Source organism: Bacillus sp. FSL K6-2861, from assembly GCF_038630725.1.
Classification (GTDB): domain Bacteria; phylum Bacillota; class Bacilli; order Bacillales; family Bacillaceae; genus Bacillus; species Bacillus velezensis.
On record NZ_CP152037.1, the window covers coordinates 2,131,101 to 2,147,105 of the forward strand.

Genomic DNA, 16,005 nt, shown 5'->3' on the forward strand with positions numbered 1-16,005 from the left:
TTGAAAATTAATGTTAACAAAAATTAATTTAAGGTTAACACTTATACAGAATATTAGTGCCCTTCACGGAATATGTCAACCTAAACTATCAAAATGTTAACTTAATTAGTTTTGCAAAGCCTCATTACGTTTTCATGTTTTGTTCATATTTTAGTAATTGTTTATTCAACACTGTCCGCTAAAGTAATCCATATCAACAAATATGACAGCCATCTGATTTTTTTATGAAGGGAGGTCAACACCGGATGCCGTTATGCTGAAAGAAAAAGTAAAGACAGCAGGCCGTTTTTGCACTGTAGGCGTCGGCAATACGCTGATCGATTTTGGTGTCTTCTTTCTTCTCGCCGCTTGTCATGTCCCCTATCTTCCGGCGCAGATCTGCTCCTATTCGGCAGGGATCATCAACAGCTATGTATGGAACCGGAAGTGGACGTTTCGTGTAAAACGCAAGGCTGACGGGAAAGAGATCATGCGATTTCTCATGATTAATCTTGCCGCGTCGGGAATCACCTTTTTGCTGCTTTACGCGTTTCAAAAAGGCGGCTGTTCGCTATTGGTGAGTAAGTTCGCCGCCACTATCGGCGGGATGATGATGAATTTTATCGGAAACCGAATCTGGGTATTTGGAGATTCGCTGAAAAACATACAGGATCAGGAGTGAAGATGAATGAGAAAAAAAGTGAGAAAAGCGGTCATTCCCGCAGCCGGTTTAGGAACGAGATTTCTGCCGGCGACAAAGGCGCAGCCGAAAGAAATGATGCCGATTGTCGACAAACCGGCCATCCAATATATTGTCGAAGAGGCCGCAGCGTCAGGAATTGAAGATATACTGATTATTACAGGGAGAAACAAACGCTCGATTGAAGATCATTTTGACCGGTCGGCGGAATTGGAATTCAATCTGCAGGAAAAAGGCAAAACGGAGACGCTGAAGGAAATGCAGCGGATTGCCGATTTGGCCAATATTCATTACATCCGTCAGAAAGAACCGCTCGGATTAGGACATGCGGTGCTGTGTGCGGAGCATTTTATCGGAGATGAGCCTTTTGCCGTTCTATTAGGTGATGATATTATGGTATCTGACACTCCCGCTCTTTCACAGCTCATAGACGTCTATAACCAACACGGCACAGAAACGGTCGGCGTACAGCCCGTCGATCCTGCTGATGTCAGCAAATATGGTATTATACAGACGGGGCGGCAGAGCGGTCATGTGTACCAGGTTGAGGATCTGATTGAGAAGCCTGCTGTTGAAAAGGCGCCCTCTCATATTGCCGTGATGGGCCGCTACATATTAACCCCTGCTATTTTTAAAACGCTGAAGACGATCGGAAGAGGCGCGGGCAACGAAATCCAATTGACAGACGCGCTGCGCGAAGTGTGCCGCACCCGAAGCATTTACGCGCGGGAGCTTGAAGGAAGCCGGTTTGATATAGGAGATAAAATCGGCTGTTTTAAGGCCGGCACGGAGATCGGGCTTCTTCGGGAAGAAATGAGACCGAAACTTTTAGCTTATTTAGAAGAGGTGTTAAAAAGAGAATCTGAAGAAATCGTGCGTTAAAAAATAATTTGTAACCATTTTGCTTGTCAATCAGTCATATAATTGGGTAAAAAGATAAAGAGGTTGTGAACAGTGTGGGCAATTTTATTAGTGAAATATTATCCTGGCTGACAAGTATGGGCTATTTAGGGATTGCGCTCGGATTAATGATCGAAATCATTCCGAGTGAAATCGTTCTGGCTTACGGAGGCTATATGGTGTCAGAAGGCACGATCAGCTTTATCGGCGCCATTGTCGCCGGTGTGATCGGGGGAACGATCGCGCAGTGCTTTATTTACTGGATCGCCCGTTATGGGGGACGGCCGTTTTTGGACAAGTACGGCAAGTACTTACTTCTGAAAAAGCATCATGTTGATGTTGCGGAAAACTGGTTTCGCCGTTACGGCGCCGGCGTTGTGTTCTCGGCGCGGTTTATCCCGGTCGTCAGACATGCGATCTCCATCCCGGCCGGCCTTGCGAAAATGCCTCTTTCCAAGTTTGTCATATTGACGACGCTTGCCATTATTCCGTGGTCTGTCATTTTCGTTTATCTCGGGTATCAGCTCGGGGGACAGTGGAAAGACGTAGACAGCTATGCCGGAATGTATACAACTCCGATCATTATATTGGCTCTCGTATTTATTGTTGTTTATTTTGTTGTGAAGAAAATGAGATCAAGACTATGAAAAAAGACTGCATAAGAGCGGCTGCGAGCCGGATCTATGCAGTCTTTTTTTTATTTATACCGGGTATACGGGGTGTTTCCGGTGTGTGAATGTCAGTTGTTTGGACATGTAAGCAGTGAGGCGTTTATTGAGTTCTTCCCGCAAGGAATCAGCAGGAACAATGCCGTCAATCACCATTTCAGAGGCAAGTCGGTAAAGGTTAATGTCTTCCTTATATTCATCACGCTTTTCTTGAATAAAAGCCGGCCTTTCTTCAGGGGCTAGCTCACTGATTTTGTTTGCGTAGACCGCATTCACCGCTGCTTCAGGACCCATTACGGCAATTTGCGCAGTCGGAAGCGCTAAACAGCAGTCCGGTTCAAAAGCAGGCCCCGCCATCGCGTATAATCCGGCACCGTAGGCTTTTCTGACGATAACGGAAAGCTTCGGAACAGTCGCTTCCGCCATTGCGGAGATCATTTTTGCGCCATGCCTGATGATGCCCGCCTGCTCAACCTTCGTTCCGATCATGAATCCGGGAATGTCTGCTAAAAACAGAAGCGGAATATGGAATGCGTCGCACAAAGCGATAAATTTTGCGGCTTTATCCGCCGAATCGAGAAATAAAACCCCGCCTTTGACACGCGGCTGATTGGCGATAATGCCGACCGGCTGTCCGTGAATCCGCGCAAGCCCCGTTATTAATTCCTGCGCAAATAACGGTTTAATCTCAAAAAATGAGTCTTCATCAATGACACGTTCAATTAAATCCATCATGTTGAACGGTGCGTTTTGATGTGCCGGGATGACATCTGAGAGCGGTTTTTCAAAAGCTTTCGGGTTCTTAGATTTGTTGACGGGCGCTTTTTCAGTATAATTTGCCGGAAAGTAGCTGAGATATGTCTGCGCCATCATGATTGCTTCCTGTTCCGTCCGGGCGAGGAGATCACCGCAGCCTGATACGGAACAATGCATACGGGCGCCGCCCATTTCTTCAAGCGATACTTTCTCGCCAATCACCATTTCTGCCATACGCGGGGAACCTAAGTACATGGATGCATTGCCCTCAACCATAATGACAATGTCGCAAAAGGCCGGAATGTAAGCGCCGCCCGCAGCGGAAGGGCCGAACAATAAACAGATTTGCGGAATGCGGCCCGACAGCTTTACTTGGTTATAAAAGATGCGGCCGGCTCCCCTTCTGCCCGGGAACATGTCGACCTGATCCGTAATTCTCGCACCTGCGGAATCGACTAAGTACAAGAGCGGACACTGAAGCTTTTCCGCCGTCTCCTGAATGCGGATGATTTTTTCCACCGTTTTCGCGCCCCACGAGCCCGCCTTTACGGTTGAGTCGTTTGCCATCACACAAACGGTTCTGCCGCCGATGGTGCCGATCCCGGTAACGACCCCGTCTGCCGGAAGTCCGTCTGACATGCACTCGGCGAAAAAAGCGTCTTCAACGGATATGCCGTCATCGAATAAAAGCTTCAGCCTGTCTCTTACAAAAAGTTTTCCCTTCTTTTCGTTGCTTGCGTGATATTTCGCGGCTCCTCCCTTTTCAATCGTTTTGCTGCGTGTCTGCCGTTCTTTTTCGTAATCCATCCGAGTCCCTCCATGTTTTATTTTCCTTTGTATTCAGGGGGTCTTTTTTCTTTAAAAGCGCGCAGGCCCTCTTCTCTGTCAAGTGTGGGGATGACTTGTTCATATGCTTTTCGTTCGATTTCGAGCCCTGTATTGAGATCTGTATCAAGACCCTTGTTTATCGCGGCTTTTGCTTGTCTGACGGCGATCGGCCCATTAGCGGCGATGCGCCCGGCCAGTGCTTTTGCTTTTTCCATAAGTTCATCGGCTTCACAAACATGCTCGATCAGCTTCATGTCTTTTCCCTCTTCGGCAGAAAGCCTTCGGCCGGTATAGATCAATTCTTTTGCCGCGCCGGGGCCGATAAGCCGGGGCAGTCTCTGCGTTCCGCCCGCTCCGGGAATGATCGCAAGCCCTGTTTCAGGAAGGCCGAGGCCCGCCCGGCTGACGGCTGTTCTGATATCGCAGGCGAGAGCGAGTTCAAGGCCTCCTCCGACAGCGGTTCCGTTCAGCGCTGCAATGACCGGCTGCGGGAGAGCTTCAATGGATGCGGCCGTTTCACCGATACGCCTGACGCTTTGCTTAACTTGTTCATGATTCATCCCCGCTCTTTCTTTTAAATCAGCACCGGCGCAAAATGTGTTCCCGGTGCCGGTGAGAATGACACAACGAATGGATGGCGAGTTTTTGATGTCTTCAATCACACGCTGTAAGTGATCAATCATGTCTGAAGACAGCGAGTTGGCCGCATGCGGGCGGTTCAGCGTGATCAGACCGATCGTTTCTTGACAGACGGAATACAAGACGCAATCTCCCATGGCTTCTCCTTTCTCATTTCGTTCTGAATGCCTGCAGATTTCTGCTTGGCAGGTCTTTGCCTATTTTATCCGCGATCCAGCCTGCGGCATAAAGAAGTTTATTCATGTCCGTCCCGGTATCAATCCCCATTTGTTCGAGCATATAAATGACGTCTTCTGTGGCAGCGTTTCCTGCTGATCCAGGGGCGTACGGGCAGCCGCCAAGCCCGCCTGAGGAAGTATCAAAGGATGTGATGCCCATATCAAGAGCGGGAATGATATTCGCTAGAGCCGTTCCTCTTGTATCATGGAAATGGAGTGCGATTTTTGAGGCGGGAATTCTCGGCAAAAGGGCTTCAAGCACGGCTATGACCTGCAAGGGGTTTGCCGCGCCGATCGTGTCGCCGAGCGATATTTCATCAACACCCATTTCGAGCAGGGTGTCTGACAGGCGGATGACTTGTTCGACCGGCACGTTCTGTTCGTACGGACAGCCGAACACAGTGGACAGATAAGCTCTCGTCGCCATTTTTTCAGCTTTTGCTTCAGTAATAACCCGCCTGAGCTCTTGAACGGTCCGGTCAATCGGTTTGTTTACGTTTTTTTGGTTATGGGTTTCGCTTGCAGATAAAAATACACATGCCTGATCGATTCCGCCTTCTGCCGCATGCTCCAGTCCGATGAGGTTCGGAACGAGAGCCGCGTAGACCGTATGTTCAGATCTGGCAATGCCTTTTGCGACGTCCAGGCTGTCACGAAGAGCCGGAATCCATCTCGGATGCACGAATGATGTCACTTCGATATAGGGAAGGCCTGTTTTTGACAGCATATTGATCCACTCAATCTTATCTTCTGTATCCACCCACGCCGATTCATTCTGCAAGCCGTCACGCGGTCCTACTTCATTGATGCGGACATGTTTCGGACAGTTCATGCTGCACCTCCCGTTTTATTGAAGTTCAATCAGGACCTCTCCTTCATCAGTGAAATCACCTTCTGATTTTTTCACTTCTTTCACCGTACCCGCTGCATCAGCGATAATCGGAATTTCCATTTTCATAGATTCCAAGATGGCCACTTCCTGTCCTTCTTCAATGACATCACCCGGCTTCACATGAATTTTCCACAGGTTTCCCGCCATTTGAATTTTTATGACGCTCATTTGGATGCCCCCTCGTTCATTGTTTGTAAAAAACCGGTTGTTGCCTCGCCCTTTTCAAACACTTCTGAATGAGCAATTTTTGTCAGCAGCGGAATGTTGGTTTTAATCCCTTCTACATGATATTCGCCAAGGGCGGTTTTCAGTTGTTCAATGGCTTGTTTTCTCGTATTCGCCGTGACGACCATTTTGGCAATCATCGGATCGTAAAACGGAGAAATGACGCTTCCCTTTTCGACGGCGCATTCGTGTCGCACTGACGGGTGTCTTAAAACGGAAAAAGACGAGATGGTACCGGGTGACGGGTAAAAGGTGACCGGATCTTCCGCATAGATCCGCACTTCTATCGCATGACCGCGGTGGTTGATATCTTTCTGCGAGAAAGTCAGCGCCTGCCCAGCGGCAATTTTCAGCTGTTCTTCCACAAGATCCAGTCCTGTAATTTCTTCTGTCACCGGATGCTCCACCTGCAGTCTGGTGTTCATCTCTAAAAAATAGATTTGTTTCTTTTGGTCGACGAGAAATTCTATTGTGCCTGCATTTTGGTAGCCGATCGATTTTGCGGCTTTAACGGCGGTTTCACCGAGTCTTTGTCTTAATTCATCGTCAACAAACGGCGACGGCGCTTCTTCTATCACTTTTTGGTGGCGCCTTTGGACTGAACAGTCACGTTCAAACAGATGAACGGTGTTGCCGAAAGAATCTGCGAGTATCTGAATTTCAATATGACGGGCATTTTCAATGACCTTTTCCATATACATTGCGCCGTCTCCAAAAAAGGAGGCGGCCCGCTTTTGATTGCCTTCAAACGCTTTGGCCAGCTCTTCTTCTGAATGTACGATCTGCATGCCGATTCCGCCTCCTCCTGCGGACGCTTTCAGCATGACCGGAAAACCGATGGCACGGGCTTCGGCTAAGGCGGAGTGAACATCGGGCAATGGCTCTGAAACACCGGGAACGATCGGGACCTTTGCTTTTTGCATCGTTTTTCGGGCTTCAATCTTGTTGCCCATCTTGGCGATGATATCACCGGGCGGACCGATAAATGTGATTTGTTCCTTGCGGCAGCGTTCGGCGAACAGGCTGTTTTCTGACAGAAGCCCGTAGCCCGGATGAATGGCGTCCGCTCCGGCGGATTTGGCGGCTTCTATGATTCTGTCGATATGTAAATAGCTTTCATTTACTCTCGATTTACCGATCGGATAGGCCTCATCAGCCGCTTTTACATGCAGCGCGTCCCGGTCGGCTTCTGAATACACAGCTGCCGAGGGGATGCCGAGACGTTTGCAGGTGCGGATAATTCGTAAGGCGATTTCTCCTCTGTTGGCAATCAGGACTTTTTTAAACAAATGTGAAGCACTCCTTTTTCATTAAGTTAACTTGAGCTCTTCAATCGTTTTTTCCCGCAACTTGAATTTCTGAATTTTTCCTGAGGCTGTCATTGGATATTCATCTGTAAACAAAACATACCTGGGGACTTTATAGCGGGCGATATGTTCTTTGCAAAAGGTTCTGATGTCTTCTGCGGAAGCGGTTTGTCCGTCTTTGAGCCTGATCCACGCCGCGGCCTCTTCTCCGTATTTCGGATCAGGAACGCCGACGACCTGAACGTCTGCTACCGCGGGATGCCGATATAACATTTCCTCAATCTCGCGCGGATAGATATTTTCGCCGCCCCTGATCAGCATGTCTTTCAGACGGCCCGTGATTTTGCAGTACCCGTCCTCGTCCATGACCGCCAAATCACCGGTATGCAGCCAGCCGTCTTTGTCTATCGCTTCTTCGGTCGCTTCTTGATTTTTATAATAGCCTTTCATGACATGATATCCGCGGGTGCAGAGCTCTCCTTGTTCGCCCCGGGCGGCTTCTTGGGATGTTCCGGGCCGAACGATTCTGACTTCGATATGGGGAAGCGCGCGCCCCGCTGTTTCCACTCTTCTTTCAAACGGATCATCTGTTCTTGTCTGCGTAATGACAGGTGATGCTTCGGTCTGTCCGTAGGCAATGGTAATGTCAGTCATCCCCATTTTGCCGATCACTTCTCTCATGACTTCCGCCGGGCATGGCGAGCCTGCCATAATCCCGGTTCGGACGTGGGAAAGATCATATTCAGAAAAACGGCTGTCATTTAGGAGGGCGATAAACATCGTCGGTACACCGTGCAGAGCCGTGCAGGCTTCTTGCTCCACCGTTTTCAGAACGGCCGGCGGAGAAAACTGTTCGATCGGAATCATCGCCGCACCCGCGGAAACACATGCCAGCACGCCGAGCACGCACCCAAAGCAGTGGAAAAACGGCACGGGAATACATAAACGGTCACATGAAGTAAGCTTCATGCATTCTGCGATATTGGCCGCGTTATTTACGATATTAAAATGTGAGAGCATGACGCCTTTCGGAAATCCGGTCGTACCTGATGTATATTGCATATGAATGCAATCATCCTTTTTCAGGCTGTCCATCCTTCCGTCAAGCGCTGCATCCGTTACAGACTCGGCATTATCCAGCAATGAATCCCAACGGTGCATCCCGGGCAGGCTTTTATCACCGATATATAACACCGTCCTTAAAAAGGGATAACGTTTCGAACGCAGCCTGCCGCGCTCACAAGTTTTCAGCTCCGGAATTAGCTTATTCACCATCTCAACATAAGATGTCTGCCGGTAGGAATCCATGATTATCAAGGCCGAGACGTCTGAATGCGCCAGCAGATAATCGAGCTCTGCGATTTGAAAATTGGTATTAATGGTGACCAGAACGGCGCCGATTTTCGCCGTTGCAAATTGCGCCGCGAGCCATTCCGGAATGTTGGATGCCCATATGGCAACATGATCTCCTTTTTCAACTCCCAGCTTCATCAGCCCTTTTGCGGTTTGCCGGCATAACCGGTCAAACTCGGCATACGTATAACGAAGGCCGCGCTCAGGGTAAACAACCGCTTCACGATCCGGAAAAAGCTCCGCGGTCCGCTCAAGCAGCTTTCCGGCTGTTAAATGGATAAGTTCAGCCATATGACCTGCCCCCCTTCCATCCCTGTCTTAGTAAACGTTTTCATTTCACTTCAAAAGCTGTCTTGCGATGACCATTCTTTGAATTTCTGACGTTCCTTCGCCAATCTCCATCAGCTTTGCGTCACGAAGCATACGTTCGACGCCGCATTCCTTCATATAACCGGAACCGCCATGAATTTGGATGGCCTGAAGGCATGTTCTGACGGCCATTTCTGAAGCATAAAGCTTGGCGAATGCAGCTTCTTTCGTAAATGGCAGGTTTTGATCCTTCAGCCATGCCGCTTTAAGCACCATCTGTTTGGCAAGGTCAATTTCCATCGCCATATCGGCCAGCTTAAATTGAATGGCTTGAAATGACGATATCGGACTGCCGAACTGCTTGCGTTCCTTCGCATATGACAGCGATGCCTCCAGTGCGCCTTGAGCGATACCGACAGCCAGTGCCGCAATCGAGATCCGCCCGCCGTCTAATGTATATAAAAATTGTTTAAAACCTTTTTCAGGATCACCGAGCAGGTTATCGGCAGGCACCCTGACATCCTCCAGCACAAGTTCGGCCGTATCCGACCCTCTCACACCCATCTTGTCGTACGGATTTGTGATCGTAAATCCCGGTGTGTCTGTCGGGACGATGAGAGCTGAAATGATCGGTTTTCCGGCGGAGTTCTTTCCCGTAACGGCGGTGACAATGACCGTGCGGGCGTAATTTGCGTTTGTGATCCAGCATTTCTCTCCGTTTATCACATAGTCATCGCCCTTTTTCTCGGCTTTTGTCTGGGTTCCGCCGGCATCGGAACCGGCATTCGGCTCTGTCAGCCCGAATGATCCGAGCGCTTTTCCCGAAGCAAGCGGAATAAGATGTTCTTGCTTTTGCTGTTCAGTACCGAAATAGTATAATGGGCTTGCGCCGAGTGACACGGCCGCCGCGTAGCTCAGCCCCGTGCTGCCGCAGGCTTTTCCGATTTCTTCGACCGCTGCTGCATATGAAATGGTGTCACCGCCCGCCCCGCCGTATTCTTCAGGAAACGGAATTCCGAGCAGCCCGAGTTCGCCTATTTTTTTAAATGTGTCTATCGGGAAGACGGCTGATTGATCAACCTCATGGGCTTTCGGGGCAATTTCATTTTTGGCGAAATCTCTGACCATTTCGCGCACCATCTGCTGTTCTTTTGTCAGTTGAAAATTCATTAACCTTCCTCCTTCTGCTGCTTTCTACATTTTATTAATGGGGGTCTTTATTCATTCCATCCAAATAAAGTCTGAACATTCGGACTCATCCGCTACAAAAAAACTGACAGCGCCGCAACTGTCAGTTTTATTAATAATGGCTATTTAATTGTCCGTTTTGCGGAGGGACGGCTCTCATGGTGAAGCCTGTCAACGGAAGTAACGAAATAGGTGCAGGCTTCTTTCGCCCGAATATCAGTATCTGAAAATGTCTGCGTCCGTGACGATGTTTTTCTGACTGTATCCACTAAATAAGGCTGCTTTCCCTTTTCTGCGCGGTAAATGGCGTAATAAGCCGTTTTTTTACCGTTGGATTTCGCATCTTCGATATAGAGTGTATGGCCTGAAGCGTTCTTCTCCGCCCGTTTGACAGCCGGTTTTTTTAAAGCGGAATGTCCGAGCCAAGGCATCTCCGGAATTAATGCGGGCCGGCTGTACATGTCTTTGATCAAACGGTTTTTCACATCGAGCGGATTACGGTTTAAATCCTTTAAACTGAAATGCATGCTGCCTTTAATCCAAGCTGATCCCCTGTTAAGAGCAATCTGTCTTCCGTATTCCCCCGGGTCGGCCCAGGCCGGATCAGCGTTGTTGTTGATTTTATAAGCTGCCTGCCCGATATATAAATGCACCGGCCGATTGTTCACTTCTTTTCCCCACCAATCCGCTAAGACGTCATATGCCGCCGCTTTAAATCCGATGCTCCAGTAAATTTGCGGTGCGATGTAATCAATGTATCCTTTTTGGATCCATTCTCTCGTATCAGCATATAAATCATCATAGTTCCGCACCCCTGCGGCCGTTTCGGAGCCTGTCGGGTCATCTGCGGCATTTCTCCATACGCCGAACGGGCTGATTCCGAATTTGACATAAGGTTTTTCTCGTTTGATGGTTTGGTTGATTTCTTTTACAAGCCGGTTGACGTTATCCCTGCGCCAGTCATCAACTGATGCAAAGTGAGCTTTTCCGTACCGTTCGTATTCCGCCTGATCGGGGAATTCCTGTCCGGCAATTTTATAAGGATAAAAATAATCATCCATATGAACCGCATCAATGTCATAACGGCTGACCACCTCTTTGATTCCATCCGTTATAAATTGTCTTACTTCCGGAATGCCCGGATTATAGTACAGCTGTTTTCCGTATGCAGCGACCCAGTCCGGATGCGAACGCGCGGGATGATCATCTGAAAGCGCATTCAAATTTGTGTGATTCATCGTGATTCGGTAAGGATTGAACCAAGCGTGAAATTCAAGATTCCGTTTATGTGTCTCTTCAACTAAAAAAGCAAGCGGATCGTAGCCGGGATTTTTGCCTTGTGTTCCTGTCAGATACTCTGACCAAGGCCCGTAATCTGATGGATAAAAAGCATCAGCCGCAGGCTTAATTTGGACGATAACGGCGTTCATTCCCATCTCCTGAACGTCATCCAGCAGCTTGCTGTATTCTCTTTTTTGCTCTTCCGGTGACAGCCCTTTTTTAGAGGGCCAGTCGATATTGGTGACAGACGCGATCCATACGGCTCTCATTTCTCTCTCCGGCTGAGTGCCGCTTGCTTGTGCGGATGCTGAGAATGTAAAGATGCCGGCTGTCAGTACAACGGCCAAAAACCATATCATGCTAAAACGGCAGCTTTTCATGTTTTTCCCCCTCTCTGCTTTACGGTATTCCGAAGCATTCCGGGCGGTGAATCAGAAAGCCTGCTTTGCTCCTCTCAGCCTAAAAGGGAAAGAAAAAAGTCCTAAAGCGAATCAAAACGCTTCAGGACTTTTTATGTTTCATGGCGGCGAGCACGTCAATGACCTTCGTTCCGACGCCGACACACGTTTCAAGAATGGCCTGCGCTCCGGCGATGGACAAAATGAAAATAACCGGATGTGCATAGCGGGGCCAGACCAAGTAGCAGATGCCGATCAATATGGCGCACCAGACGCCCGCACACCAATAACATTGCAGCATATAACCGAATGCGGAGGAAGGAACTTTTTTTTGGACGGCGCGCCCGTTTTGATCGACGGTTTTTTCTTGCTTTATAAAGGGTTTTCTTATGAATTCCGTAATCTTATCAAATACGATCAAATGGGTCAGCCGGTAGCTGGCAAGAATAATCATTACATACGTAAGCCAAGATAGGTTCGTCATGTCAAAGCCTCCAAAAAACTGGTTTGATTCCCCTATCTTGCCCTCTGTCATCCTGAACCATTCTGCCGGATGTTACAGATTCCGCGCCAAGCGTCTTCCGCTGTTTGCAATGATGTCGAGTATGACCTCAGCATTTTGCTGTGCAAAGGCGGGTTCAAACATATCTTTATGGGCGCCCTCGCCTTGATATTCCTGATAGAGTCCCGTTGTGGCGCCTTCCCATTTCATCGGCTCGGTCTTATCACTGTGCTCTTCCTTTATGCCGGCCTCGATAAAATGGAGGTTTGCCGCGATTTGGCCGTCATTTATCAGTTCCGCCCAGTACGTTTGATAGCGCTCTGTTTTTCGGATGACCGCTTCCCTGACGGCTTCCGGGACATTTTCCGCTGTCGCGTTTGTTGGCTGCGGCGGAAATGTGTCAAGCTTTCTGTACGCGTCTGCGATAATGACGTCGCTGATTTCTAAGCCGCGCTTTTCCATCGCTTTTGCCGCCTCGAATGCCGTATTGCCGCCTGCCGAATATCCGAAGAGAATATAAGGGCCTTCCGGCTGGATTTCCAGCATTTTATCAATGTATTGTTCCATTCTGTTGTCTTCTTCAATAAAGTTAAAACCGTACACAGCAGCCCGTTCGTTTAATGCCGCCGCAAGATCTTTAAAGAAAATCCCGAAACCTGAGATAGGTGGAAAACAGAAAAGATTTCGGCCTTTCGGCTGGTTCAGTCTGCTGATATGCTGCTCTGCAGCTTCTGTCAGTGTGTTTGAATACAGCTTTTCAGCCAATTGTTCAATTGTCGGATATTCAAATATCATTTCAATCGGCACATCCATCTGCTGCCTGGTCTTCAGCTGATGAATCACTTGCAATGCTTTCAAAGAATGGCCGCCCAGCTCAAAGAAGTCATCCTGTATGCCCAGCTCCCTGCAGCCGAGGATCGGCGTCCAAATGTCGATCAGCTCACGCTCTACCCAGTTTCGTGGCGGAACGGCTTTTGATGACGTTTTTTTCCGTTCCGGCGCAGGCAGCCCGCGGCGGTCCACTTTGCCGTTTGCGGTAAGCGGCATACGGTCAAGCTTCATCACATACTGAGGAATCATATAGTCGGGAAGCGACCTGGCCAACAGGGATCGAATGGCTCTTTCTTCAACATGTGCGCCCGTATAATACGCACAAAGGATTGCTTCTTGTCCTTCATCTGACACGATGACTGCCGCTTCCCTGATTCCATCAATTTCAGTCAAGCGCGCTTCGATTTCGGCCGGCTCAATCCGCTTCCCGCGAATCTTGAATTGGCGGTCGATACGGCTGATGTATCCGATGCTTCCATCAGGCAGCCAGTGTGCCAAGTCGCCTGTTTTGTAGATCTTTTCTTCAGGATGAACCGGGTGGCTGACAAATGCTTCACTTGTTAAGTCAGGCCTGTTTAAATAGCCTTTGGCAACCCCGTCACCGCCGACACAAAGCTCACCGGGCACGCCGATCGGCGCAAGTCCGCCATTTTTATCAATGATATACGCAGCTGAATTGCTGATCGGTTTTCCGATCGGGATCGGCTGAGAAAAATCGTGCCTGATTTCGTAAAAGGTAGAAAATGTCGTATTTTCCGTCGGTCCGTATATGTTATAAAGGCTGAGATTCGGACAGCGGTGTCTGACCTTATTGATGAGCGCCGGGGACAAAGCTTCTCCGCCGACATATAAGGTGTGCAACCCAGAAAACATCTCCGGATCTGCCTGGGCGAACTGGTTAAAGAGTGCCGTCGTCAAAAACAGAATCGTAATACGGTTGGAAGAAAGATAATTGCCGAACCTCTCAGGGGCAAGCATTGTCGAGCGGTCAACCACATGAAGACATGCTCCGTTCAAAAGTGCTCCGAAGATTTCAAACGTCACTGCGTCAAAACCGATGGACCCTGTCAGAATGAGACGGTCCGACATGCCAGCCGACGTGTAATTGCTGTTTGACACGAGCGATATGACGTTTCGGTTGGAAATCATCACGCCCTTCGGTTTTCCTGTTGAACCGGATGTATACATAATATAGGCAAGGTCATCAGGTGCTGTATCGGTATTCAGTTTTCCCGCATCAGGTGTTTGTTTTTCAGCTGCAGCCGGGATAGAGATGATGTGAGAAAAGTCAATGTCAGTCTCAATTCCTTTTTGTACCGTTAACAGCTGTGCTCCGCTCTCAGTGAGCATATCGGCGATCCTGTCGGTTGGCAGTTCTGCATCAAGGGGAAGGTACGTCCCTCCCGCTTTCAATACAGCGAGAACAGCGATGATAAATTCCGGTGAGCGTTCGGCCAGAATCCCGGCAATTCCCTTTGGCGCCAGACCGTTTTCCAGCAGGGTGCGGGCGAATGCAGTTGACCGTTCATCGAGCTCCCGGTACGTCATCGTCAGCCCGTCGGCGTGAAGCGCCTGATGGTTCGGGGTTTTCTTCACCTGTCGGCTGAACAGGCTGATGATGCTTTCATCTCTTTCATAAGTTGTTTTCGTGTCATTAAATTCGCCGATTATTCTTGATTTTTCCTTTTGTCCGAGCATCGGAAGCCGATCAGCGGGAACATCGGGATTGAAGGCGGCGCCGCGCAGAGCTTCTTCCAAGTGTCCTTTTACGCTCTCTATCCATACTTCGTCATAAACGTTCGCATTGTAGCTGAATTTGATGAGCAGCTCATCGCCAGGCGCTATGATGAGGTTAAAATCGTAGCCCGATTGTTCCGAAACGTTGACATTCCCGATCCGGAATGGTGCATCCGATTCCTTTTCCGCGTCTTTCATCTGCTGCTGAATCGGATAATTTTCAAACACGATAATATGGTCGATTAAATCCTGTTTCAGCTCAGTCTGCGATTGGATGTCAGCAAGCGGATGATAGCTGAACGCCTCTGAATCAAGCATTTCTTTCTGCAAGCGGCCCAGCAGTTCTCTAAAGCTTTCGTCACCCGTTTTAATGCGTACCGGAACGGTATTGATAAACAACCCGATCATGCTTTCCACGCCGTCAATGACGGAAGGCCGCCCTGATACGACGGCGCCGAATACGGCATCGTCCGTCCGGTTGTAGCGCTGCAGCATCAGACCCCATACAGTCTGCATAAGAACCGCAAGCGTAGCGCCCTCTTCTTTGGCGATGGTTTTCAGCTTGTCCGTCAGGTTTTGATCTAAAGAAAACAGCAGCTCTTCCTTGCGGTAGCCTTTTTCCTGGGGACGGGCCGATATTTTCGGGAGTCCTGAGGGTGTCTCGCAGCCTGCTAAATATCCTTTCCAATATTCAGAAGCCGCGTCTTTGTCCTGATCAGTCAGCCATGTAATATAAGAGCTGTAAGGCTTTGCGGGCGCCAGTGTGACAGGTGAGCCTGTTTCAATCGCCCGGTACATATGCATGAATTCTTGAAGGACGATGCCGAGGCACCAGCCGTCCATAAGGATGTGATGGTGGCTCCAGACGCATACATATTTTTCGTTAGCCGTTTTAAACAAAGAAACGCGCATCAGCATATCCTTTTGCAAGTCAAAGCCTTTTAAGCGGTCACGTTCCTTAAATCGCTGTAAATAGATGCTCTGTTCCGCTTCGTCCAAATGTGTAAGATCTTCGCGGTGCAGCCGGAATTCCCGCTCACGCAGCACAACTTGACGGGGGCCGTTCAGCTGAGCGACATGAGGTAAAAAAACCGTTCTGAAAATATCGTGGCGGCTGATGACAGACTGTACGCTTTGCTCAAACAATTCCGGACGAAGCCGGCCTTTTATGGTGAAAACGGATTGCTCGATATATGCAGCCCCCTCCTTTTGCAGAAAGGAATGAAAAAGCATTCCTTCCTGCATTCGGCTGAGGGGATAAATATTTTGGATATTTTTTGTTTTGTCCATGTGT

At 48.9% G+C, this 16,005-nt stretch carries 13 protein-coding genes; 3 read left to right on the top strand and 10 right to left on the bottom strand.

The features are described 5' to 3' along the window. Nucleotides 1–253 precede the first annotated feature (253 nt). The 3 genes from NYE62_RS10485 (at nucleotide 254) to NYE62_RS10495 (ending at nucleotide 2,226) form a co-directional block, all read left to right on the top strand. On the top strand, nucleotides 254–661 hold the full coding sequence (locus NYE62_RS10485; RefSeq protein WP_014418060.1) for a GtrA family protein: 408 nt from the start codon (nucleotides 254–256) through the stop codon (nucleotides 659–661). A gap of 6 nt (nucleotides 662–667) precedes the next feature. Further along, complete coding sequence (galU, locus tag NYE62_RS10490; RefSeq protein ID WP_032865966.1) at nucleotides 668–1,561, top strand: UTP--glucose-1-phosphate uridylyltransferase GalU; 894 nt, start codon at nucleotides 668–670, stop codon at nucleotides 1,559–1,561. A 74-nt stretch (nucleotides 1,562–1,635) separates the two neighbouring features. Further along, on the top strand, nucleotides 1,636–2,226 hold the full coding sequence (locus tag NYE62_RS10495; RefSeq protein ID WP_007410125.1) for a DedA family protein: 591 nt from the start codon (nucleotides 1,636–1,638) through the stop codon (nucleotides 2,224–2,226). A gap of 54 nt (nucleotides 2,227–2,280) precedes the next feature. On the opposite strand, the gene NYE62_RS10500 is transcribed toward NYE62_RS10495, so the two are convergent. The 10 genes from NYE62_RS10500 to NYE62_RS10545 all read right to left on the bottom strand — a co-directional run bounded on the left by NYE62_RS10500 (nucleotide 2,281) and on the right by NYE62_RS10545 (nucleotide 16,001). After that, nucleotides 2,281–3,810: an acyl-CoA carboxylase subunit beta gene (locus tag NYE62_RS10500; protein WP_032865964.1), complete on the bottom strand. Its 1,530-nt coding sequence runs from the start codon at nucleotides 3,808–3,810 to the stop codon at nucleotides 2,281–2,283. A 17-nt stretch (nucleotides 3,811–3,827) separates the two neighbouring features. Continuing rightward, the gene (locus NYE62_RS10505) at nucleotides 3,828–4,607 is read right to left on the bottom strand and encodes an enoyl-CoA hydratase (protein ID WP_144664844.1); all 780 of its coding nucleotides are present in this window, start codon (nucleotides 4,605–4,607) and stop codon (nucleotides 3,828–3,830) included. A 13-nt stretch (nucleotides 4,608–4,620) separates the two neighbouring features. Beyond that, on the bottom strand, nucleotides 4,621–5,520 hold the full coding sequence (locus NYE62_RS10510) for a hydroxymethylglutaryl-CoA lyase (protein WP_007410122.1): 900 nt from the start codon (nucleotides 5,518–5,520) through the stop codon (nucleotides 4,621–4,623). Nucleotides 5,521–5,535: 15 nt separating this feature from the next. Continuing rightward, nucleotides 5,536–5,748: an acetyl-CoA carboxylase biotin carboxyl carrier protein subunit gene (locus NYE62_RS10515; protein ID WP_007410121.1), complete on the bottom strand. Its 213-nt coding sequence runs from the start codon at nucleotides 5,746–5,748 to the stop codon at nucleotides 5,536–5,538. Continuing rightward, entirely contained in the window at nucleotides 5,745–7,094 is a 1,350-nt protein-coding gene (locus NYE62_RS10520) for an acetyl-CoA carboxylase biotin carboxylase subunit (RefSeq protein ID WP_342496924.1), read from the bottom strand. The genes NYE62_RS10515 and NYE62_RS10520 overlap by 4 nt, the downstream gene beginning before the upstream one ends. Before the next feature lie 21 nt (nucleotides 7,095–7,115). Continuing rightward, the gene (locus NYE62_RS10525) at nucleotides 7,116–8,756 is read right to left on the bottom strand and encodes an AMP-binding protein (RefSeq protein WP_326245398.1); all 1,641 of its coding nucleotides are present in this window, start codon (nucleotides 8,754–8,756) and stop codon (nucleotides 7,116–7,118) included. 45 nt (nucleotides 8,757–8,801) lie between these two features. Continuing rightward, on the bottom strand, nucleotides 8,802–9,944 hold the full coding sequence (locus tag NYE62_RS10530) for an acyl-CoA dehydrogenase family protein (protein WP_144664842.1): 1,143 nt from the start codon (nucleotides 9,942–9,944) through the stop codon (nucleotides 8,802–8,804). Between the two features lie 140 nt (nucleotides 9,945–10,084). Continuing rightward, on the bottom strand, nucleotides 10,085–11,623 hold the full coding sequence (locus NYE62_RS10535) for a family 10 glycosylhydrolase (RefSeq protein WP_015417586.1): 1,539 nt from the start codon (nucleotides 11,621–11,623) through the stop codon (nucleotides 10,085–10,087). A gap of 121 nt (nucleotides 11,624–11,744) precedes the next feature. After that, nucleotides 11,745–12,125, bottom strand: a complete 381-nt coding sequence (locus NYE62_RS10540; protein WP_007410116.1) for a DUF1360 domain-containing protein — start codon at nucleotides 12,123–12,125, stop codon at nucleotides 11,745–11,747. A gap of 72 nt (nucleotides 12,126–12,197) precedes the next feature. Then, nucleotides 12,198–16,001, bottom strand: coding sequence for an amino acid adenylation domain-containing protein (locus tag NYE62_RS10545; protein WP_342496925.1), 3,804 nt, complete (start codon nucleotides 15,999–16,001; stop codon nucleotides 12,198–12,200). Between the last annotated feature and the right edge of the window lie 4 nt (nucleotides 16,002–16,005).

Excerpts from the sequence above, each read along its gene's own strand:
- NYE62_RS10485 (WP_014418060.1), top strand. The coding sequence starts at position 254 with ATGCTGAAAGAAAAAGTAAAGACAGCAGGCCGTTTTTGCACTGTAGGC.
- galU (WP_032865966.1), top strand. The coding sequence starts at position 668 with ATGAGAAAAAAAGTGAGAAAAGCGGTCATTCCCGCAGCCGGTTTAGGA.
- NYE62_RS10500 (WP_032865964.1), bottom strand. The coding sequence starts at position 3,810 with ATGGATTACGAAAAAGAACGGCAGACACGCAGCAAAACGATTGAAAAG.
- NYE62_RS10505 (WP_144664844.1), bottom strand. The coding sequence starts at position 4,607 with ATGGGAGATTGCGTCTTGTATTCCGTCTGTCAAGAAACGATCGGTCTG.
- NYE62_RS10510 (WP_007410122.1), bottom strand. The coding sequence starts at position 5,520 with ATGAACTGTCCGAAACATGTCCGCATCAATGAAGTAGGACCGCGTGAC.
- NYE62_RS10515 (WP_007410121.1), bottom strand. The coding sequence starts at position 5,748 with ATGAGCGTCATAAAAATTCAAATGGCGGGAAACCTGTGGAAAATTCAT.
- NYE62_RS10525 (WP_326245398.1), bottom strand. The coding sequence starts at position 8,756 with ATGGCTGAACTTATCCATTTAACAGCCGGAAAGCTGCTTGAGCGGACC.
- NYE62_RS10530 (WP_144664842.1), bottom strand. The coding sequence starts at position 9,944 with ATGAATTTTCAACTGACAAAAGAACAGCAGATGGTGCGCGAAATGGTC.
- NYE62_RS10535 (WP_015417586.1), bottom strand. The coding sequence starts at position 11,623 with ATGAAAAGCTGCCGTTTTAGCATGATATGGTTTTTGGCCGTTGTACTG.
- NYE62_RS10540 (WP_007410116.1), bottom strand. The coding sequence starts at position 12,125 with ATGACGAACCTATCTTGGCTTACGTATGTAATGATTATTCTTGCCAGC.
- NYE62_RS10545 (WP_342496925.1), bottom strand. The coding sequence starts at position 16,001 with ATGGACAAAACAAAAAATATCCAAAATATTTATCCCCTCAGCCGAATG.